Source organism: Beijerinckia sp. L45 (assembly GCF_009765775.1).
Taxonomy (GTDB): Bacteria; Pseudomonadota; Alphaproteobacteria; order Rhizobiales; family Beijerinckiaceae; genus RH-AL1.
Window position 1 is genome coordinate 1 of the sequence record NZ_LMUU01000244.1, and the last position, 6,406, is coordinate 6,406.

6 protein-coding genes and 2 pseudogenes are annotated in these 6,406 nt (G+C 68.3%); 3 read left to right on the forward strand and 5 right to left on the reverse strand.

Features of this window, described 5'->3' with window-relative positions:
• From dnaE2 to GSQ79_RS25075, 3 genes and pseudogenes are all read right to left on the reverse strand, one after another.
• Positions 1–895, reverse strand: a pseudogene (gene dnaE2 / locus GSQ79_RS25065) (error-prone DNA polymerase); the annotation flags it as partial.
• Positions 838–1,476: a DNA polymerase Y family protein gene (locus GSQ79_RS25070; RefSeq protein WP_368669974.1), complete on the reverse strand. Its 639-nt coding sequence runs from the start codon at positions 1,474–1,476 to the stop codon at positions 838–840. The gene GSQ79_RS25070 and the pseudogene dnaE2, both read right to left, overlap by 58 nt.
• Complete coding sequence (locus tag GSQ79_RS25075) at positions 1,382–2,146, reverse strand: ImuA family protein (protein ID WP_158811485.1); 765 nt, start codon at positions 2,144–2,146, stop codon at positions 1,382–1,384. The genes GSQ79_RS25070 and GSQ79_RS25075 overlap by 95 nt, the downstream gene beginning before the upstream one ends.
• Positions 2,147–2,362: 216 nt before the next feature.
• Between GSQ79_RS25075 and GSQ79_RS25080 the strand changes: the two genes are divergently transcribed.
• A complete protein-coding gene (locus GSQ79_RS25080) occupies positions 2,363–3,214 on the forward strand; it encodes a transglutaminase family protein (RefSeq protein WP_158811486.1) in 852 nt (283 codons plus the stop codon).
• Between the two features lie 136 nt (positions 3,215–3,350).
• On the opposite strand, the gene GSQ79_RS29895 is transcribed toward GSQ79_RS25080, so the two are convergent.
• Together GSQ79_RS29895 and GSQ79_RS29900 are read right to left on the reverse strand one after the other, a co-directional pair.
• Positions 3,351–4,658, reverse strand: a complete 1,308-nt coding sequence (locus GSQ79_RS29895; protein ID WP_158811487.1) for an HNH endonuclease domain-containing protein — start codon at positions 4,656–4,658, stop codon at positions 3,351–3,353.
• Between the two features lie 39 nt (positions 4,659–4,697).
• Positions 4,698–4,988 (reverse strand): annotated as a pseudogene (locus tag GSQ79_RS29900) (class I SAM-dependent methyltransferase); the annotation flags it as partial.
• A gap of 204 nt (positions 4,989–5,192) precedes the next feature.
• Between GSQ79_RS29900 and GSQ79_RS25095 the strand changes: the two are divergent.
• Entirely contained in the window at positions 5,193–5,495 is a 303-nt protein-coding gene (locus GSQ79_RS25095) for a hypothetical protein (protein ID WP_158811489.1), read from the forward strand.
• 81 nt (positions 5,496–5,576) lie between these two features.
• A partial coding sequence (gene ligD, locus GSQ79_RS25100; protein ID WP_158811490.1) for a non-homologous end-joining DNA ligase occupies positions 5,577–6,406 on the forward strand: 830 nt, incomplete at its 3' end.

Sequence of the window (6,406 nt, forward strand, 5' to 3'; positions counted from 1 at the left end):
CGTAGAACGTCCGGGGCTTCAGGCGCGGCAGCATCGACATCTGGGCGCGGGACTCGATTTGGAAGGTGCCGAGCGTGTCGGCCTTGCGGATCATCGCGTAGGTGCGCGGGTCCTCTGCCGGAACTGTAGCGAGATCGAGCTCGATGCCCTTATGGTCGGCGAGGAGATCGAAACCCCTCTTCATGCACGACAGCATGCCGAGCGCCAGGCAATCGACCTTCATGAACTTGAGGATGTCGATGTCGTCCTTGTCCCACTCGATCACCTGGCGGTCGACCATCGCGGCGGGTTCGATCGGCACGAGCTCGTCGAGGCGGTCGCGGGTGAGGACGAAGCCGCCGGGGTGTTGCGACAGGTGGCGTGGCGCGCCCATCAGCTCGCGCGCGAGGTCGAGGGCAAGCCTGAGCCGGCGATCGCTGAGGTTGAGGTTCAGCGCCTCGACGTGCTTCTCCTCGACGCCCTCCTCCGACCAGCCCCAGATCTGCGACGACAGCATCTTGATGAGGTCCTCGGTCAGGCCGAGCGCCTTGCCGACATCGCGCAGGGCACCCTTGGAGCGGTAACGGATGACGGTGGAGCAGAGCGCGGCGTGGTCGCGCCCGTAGGTCTCGAAGACCCACTGCATGACGATCTCGCGCCGCTCGTGCTCGAAGTCGACGTCGATGTCGGGCGGCTCGCGCCGCTCCTCGCTGACGAAGCGTTCGAACAGCAGGTCGTTGCGTTCGGGGTCGATGCTGGTGACGCCGAGAACGTAGCAGACGGCGGAGTTCGCGGCGGATCCGCGGCCCTGGCAGAGGATCCCCTTCGATCGCGCGAAGCGGACGATGGCGTTCACGGTCAGGAAGTACGGCGCGTATTCGAGCTTCTCGATGAGCTGGAGCTCGTGCTCGAGCGATACCCCGAAGGGGCAGGCAGGCGAAGGGCGCCGATCGGGAGATCGAAGATCACCTCGCCGCCATGGGCGCAGGGCACGATGGTGGCGTCTCCCGGGCGATGGCGCGCCGTGGCGTGAGCCGCGCCCCAGCAATCGGCAACCGCGACGCGCGCCGCGATGCCGACGGAAGAGAAGCGTTGGACCATGCCGGCCAGCATCGTCTCCTCGCCACCGTGCAGATGGTCCGCACCGCTGGTGTCGATGACGAGCCCGTCCGGCGGGTCGGCAGCGGCGATCGGCGCGTAGCGCTGAAGTGCCCATATGGCGAGCCGCTCGAGCGCCTCTGCGTCGGCCAAAGGCTCGGCGTCCATCATGACGAGGTCCGCCACGAGCGCCTGGGCCTTCGTCGCCGGCATGCCGACGCGCAGTCCCACGCGGCGCGCGGCGACGTCGGCCGCGGTCACGACGCGGCGGCGGCCATCGTGCCCGACGAGAACGAGCGGCACGTCACGAGACGGCGCGGCGGCGGCGAGCGTCCTCCTCACCCGGTCGGTGGGCCAGGTCGGCAGGAAGAGAGAGACGACCCTGGGCATTACACGCATCAACCTCGAAGTCGGCGCTCTCGCCGGCACGGCATCGGATCAGTTCTAGGAGCCAGCGCGAACGGCCGACGCCCAGAACGGGGAGTGGCGCGGAGGGAAGCACCGAGACCCGCCATCGCGTCACCGACGCCGTCGGTTGGCCGAAGTCGGCGGCCTCCGTCTGCCGCCGCCACCGCCTGATCGCGATGCCGACCGAGCCGCTACCCTCGGCCGCGAGCTGGAGGCGGCGCGATGCTGTCATCGAGAGCCGGGCGACCTCCGCCACGACGGCGCCGAGGCTGCCGTGGCGCAGGCCTTCCTCGAAGCAGGCCAGGACCGTCTTCTCGTCGCCGGCCTCGACGAAGATCACCCGGCCCGGCGGCAGGCCAACCTGGGCGAGCGCCGGGCCGAAGAGGTCGGGGCGGGTGACGCACCACAGCACCTTGCCCTTGCTGCGCGCGGCGATGCCGGCAGCGAACAGCGCCGCGGCTGCGCCGTCGATGGCGCCGTTGCCGCCGCCAGCCACCTCGTGAAGCGCGCCGAGGGCAAGGCCGCTGCCTGGTAGGACGTGGTCGATGACCTCGACGCCGAACGGCAGTACGGCCCTTTCGCGGCCCCGCCCGCCGTCGAGCCGCTCAATGCGGGCACGGAGATCCGCGATAACCGGACGAGAGACGGCGATGTTGTGCATGGAGATTGGCCCGGACGCATGGTTCCCGCGATGCTAGCTAACTGAATGTTCCTTATTTGTTCTTAACGCGGTTGATGAGTCAATGTGCCGCGTGCGGTTGTTTCGATCGGCTCGACACTGCCATCGCCTCGCGAACGAATGCTTGCAGGACGAAGGATGTGACCATTAGCGTCAGCTTCGAAAACCGGCACATGGCCGACCCTTGAAGGAGGACATGTGCCCAGGCTCTCGATCCTCCACCGCACGACCTATCGCTATGGGCGTCCCGTCGAACTGCTGCCGCACCGTCTGCTGATCCGCCCGCGCGAAAGTCAGGATCTCCAGGTGATCGCGTTCGACCTCCGGTGCTCGCCCGACGCCACGGTCACGTGGGGACAGGACGTCTACGGGAACGCCGTCGTGGCGGCCGACTTCGCGACGCCAACGTCGGTCCTCGACATCGTCGTCACCAGCGTCGTCGAACATTCCGCACCCGAGTGGCCGACCTTCCGGATTGCGCCCTACGCGCACGCCTTCCCGTTCGCCTACACGGCGGACGACGTCGTCGACCTTGGGGCGCTGCTCGCCACCGGCTCGCGTGACGATGGCGTCGAGGCCTGGGCGCGCGGCTTCGTGGCGGGACCGCGGACCGACACGCTGTCGCTTCTGAAGGACATCAACGCCGGGATGCTCGACGCCATCGCCTACCGCATCCGCGACGAGGAGGGCACGCAGTCCGCGGTCGAGACGCTCGCGCTCCGCAGCGGATCGTGCCGCGACATCGCCGCGCTCTTCATCGCCGCCGTGCGCCATCTCGGCTTCGGGGCGCGGGCCGTCTCGGGCTATCTAGCCGACCCTTCGATGCAGGACGGTGACGGCGGTTCGACCCACGCCTGGGCCGAGGTGTTCCTGCCGGAGGCGGGCTGGATCGCGTTCGACCCAACGCACCGCCGCGTCGGCGCTGGCCATCTCATCCCCGTCGCCATCGCCCGCACTAATACGCAGATCATGCCGATCACCGGCGGCTTCGTGGGCGACGTCGCCGACTTCCTGTCCATGGACGTGCAAGTCGTGGTCTCCGACGCATGACGGTTACCGCTCCGTCAGGCAGGGCGTCGAGCGATAGAGTGCTACCGCGGCCTCGGCCCTCGATCGCGCGGGGTGATTCACGTCCGGGAAAACTCCGCAGTCGAGCGGCGGCTTCACCAAGACGCGGAGCCGTCCGTCAGCGCTCGACGCCGGCCCACGAGGGAGGGGCTTGGTCCTGCTGGACCCTGAGCCGTCGCCATTCCATCCCGGCGAAGACTGCTTGCGGATCGGCTTCGCCCTCTATTGGGAGCGACGCGTTCGCCTCGGCCGCGAAGCGACCCGCGAGCGCGGGGTCCGAATGCCACGCCTCGGCCCACCACTGCGTGATCGCGTCGCGCGAGCGGGCCAGGGCCGCCGCGGTCGGCAGCCGGTCGCGCTTCTCGTGCTGGTTGACCCTGCGCGATGCTGGCAGCAGGTTCCAAAGGTCGTTGCAGGGCCACGCCGACCATGGCAGCGCATGGTCGACGTCGAGAGTCCCGGGCTGGAGATCGACGCCGGACCAGACGCAGGCGATGGGCTTGCCGTCGGCGGCGATCCGGTTCGCAACCATCCGCGCGAGAGCCGTGTCCCGCGACGGCTCGGACCAAGCGATGCGGGCCTCGACCACGCCCGGCGCGAGATCGAGACCCATCCTTACGGCGTACCCGCGCGTTAACCGCACCCATTCGGCGACGAGGACGGGCTCGATCCAGACGCCATGGCGCTGCATCGTGCGCCACAGCGGTCCGGGCATCGAGAGGCCGCCCCACGACCAGAGCATCGCGGGTGTGATGCTCAGCGCGGCGTCCGGGCGCTGCGCGCGTGTCGCGACAGCCTCGAAGAGCTGCATCGCTGCGTTCGGCATCCTCGTGTACCGCACCGGCATGTCAACGATCGTGCGGCGCGCCTCGACGAGCGCGGCATGGACGGCGATCGCCCGCTCCCCAACGAAGGTCGCGCCGATGCGCAGGTCCTGCGCCCTCACATCGAACTCGATCAAGGCCCTGAAGCCGGCCTTCGCGAACCCGAGACCGGCGGGACCGGCGTTTCCCGGCGCCTGCGGAAGACCGGCCGCGACGAGCGGCAGATAGGCGCGGATCCAGTTCAGGGCGACGAGGCCGAGCGGGACCGAGACGCGATCGTCGGTGTCGGGCGCCGGCCTCGATAGCGACGACGAGACGTCCGCGACTTTGGCGACCGCTCGCAGCAGCCCGAGCTTGTAGGTCGAGCTCTTGTCGTCGTTGAGGATCACCCCACGGATCATCGGCAGGCCGGCGCTGCCATCGTCTGGGACCCTCAGGCAGACGCTCGTCCAGGACACGTCCGCACGGCCTCCGGCATCCGGCGAGGCGGCGACCCTGACGACGGCGAGGCCGTGGTCGCGGGCGTAGGCCTCGATCTCGCCGAGCGGCGCGGGAAACATGGCGCGGCCGGCTTCGGAGGGGCCTTGTCGAAGCGAGAGCATCAATAGGCCGCCCGGCCGTAGAAGGGTAACCAGCTTCCGGAACGCGCGCGGCCTGTCGCGTGCTGGAAGGTGCATCCAGACGGCGCCGAGAAGCACCAGGTCGAAGGCCAAGCCCAGCCGATGCACGTTCGAAAGGTCGGGCAGCCGATCGTCTATCCACCTCGCCTCGCCATGGCGGCGAGCCCCTTCGCGACGCATCCCCGCGGCGGGCTCGGCCGCGACCACCGCGAACCCGCGGGCGGCGAGCCACGCCGCGTCGCGCCCCGAGCCCGCACCGACGTCAAGCGCCAGCCCGGTCCGAGCGGAAGGAGATCGCCCATGGACGACCAGACGCTATCGGCGGTCAGCGCCTCGTAGCGCGCACAAACCTCCTCGGCGTGGCGGTCGTAGAAGGCGATGGTTTCGTCGGTCATCGGTTCCTTGGGCGGCGGACATAGCCCCATCCGTCGATCGCCGTCCCGGACGATACGACAGGAATCCGAATGGTGTCGCGGGCCCGTCGCGTTCCACCGGCCCCCGATCCGTCGTTATGCGATGTGGCGGATAGCTGCTTCCGGCCAGAACGGTTCCGATGCAATCGTTTCGCCCTGCCAACCGCCACTGTTCGGCCTCCAGGTTCCGCGGTGCGACGTCCGTGAGATCCGCGACGAACAAGCGGCAACCCACGTTTCCGACGCCGCCCGTAGCGTCGACCCGTTCGAGATCGATCCCGATCTCGAGAATGCCCAGCCCGAGCTCCAGAGCAAGCACGGCATGGGATGCCTCGTGGTGGGCTATCACCTCACGGTCGCTGATCGGGTTGTCGAGCAAGTCGGTCTCCAAGAGTTCAAAGCTTAGCCAGCATGCATCAGATAGGCTTCCAGCCACAGATGGACACACTCGAACTCCGCCTTAACAATCCGTCGGCATCGTCGGCCTATGCCCAAGCCGCCGCCCCGTCCTACGCCACAGACCAGGAAATCAAACGACGTCGCCGCTGAGCGGATCGCCGGCCGGGCACTTGTCGGGAAACCGATCGACCCGCGCCAGTCCGGTCTTTTCGACAGGCCGCTGCCGAAGTGGATCAAGCCGTGTCTGCCCACGCTCGTCGACAAGCCGCCGGTCGGCGATGACTGGATCCACGAGATCAAGTGGGACGGCTACCGCGTCTCTGCCTACGTAGCTGACGGCAAGGTGACCATTCGCACGCGCAACGGTCACGATTGGACCAGCCGCTTTCCGAACATCGTCGCCGCGCTGCTGAAGCTAAACGTGCGCTCCGCCGTCATCGACGGCGAGGCGGTCGTGCTTGACGACATGGGCCGTTCGAACTTCTCGGAGCTGCAGGCCGACCTCACGCGCCATGGATCGGAGGCCGCGGTGATGTACACGTTCGACCTCCTGTTCCTCGACGGCGAGGATCTGCGGACGAAGCCCCTCGGCGATCGCCGAGAGGCACTAGGCTTCCTCATGCGGCCGTCGAGCGCCGTGATGCTAAGCGACGAATACACCGGCTCCGGCGCCGATCTGTTCCGCGTCGCCTGCGAGCACGAGCTCGAGGGCATCGTGTCGAAGCGGCTCGACGCACCCTACCGCTCCGGCCGGTCGAAGACCTGGCTCAAGACGAAGAGCATCCTGACCGAGGCGTTCGTGGTCGTCGGATACCAACCGACCTCAGGGGCCGTCCGCGGCGCGTTGGCAAACCTGAAGTTGGCGCGGCTCGATGGCGGCCGGCTGGTCTCCGTCGGCAACGTCGGGACGGGCTTCAG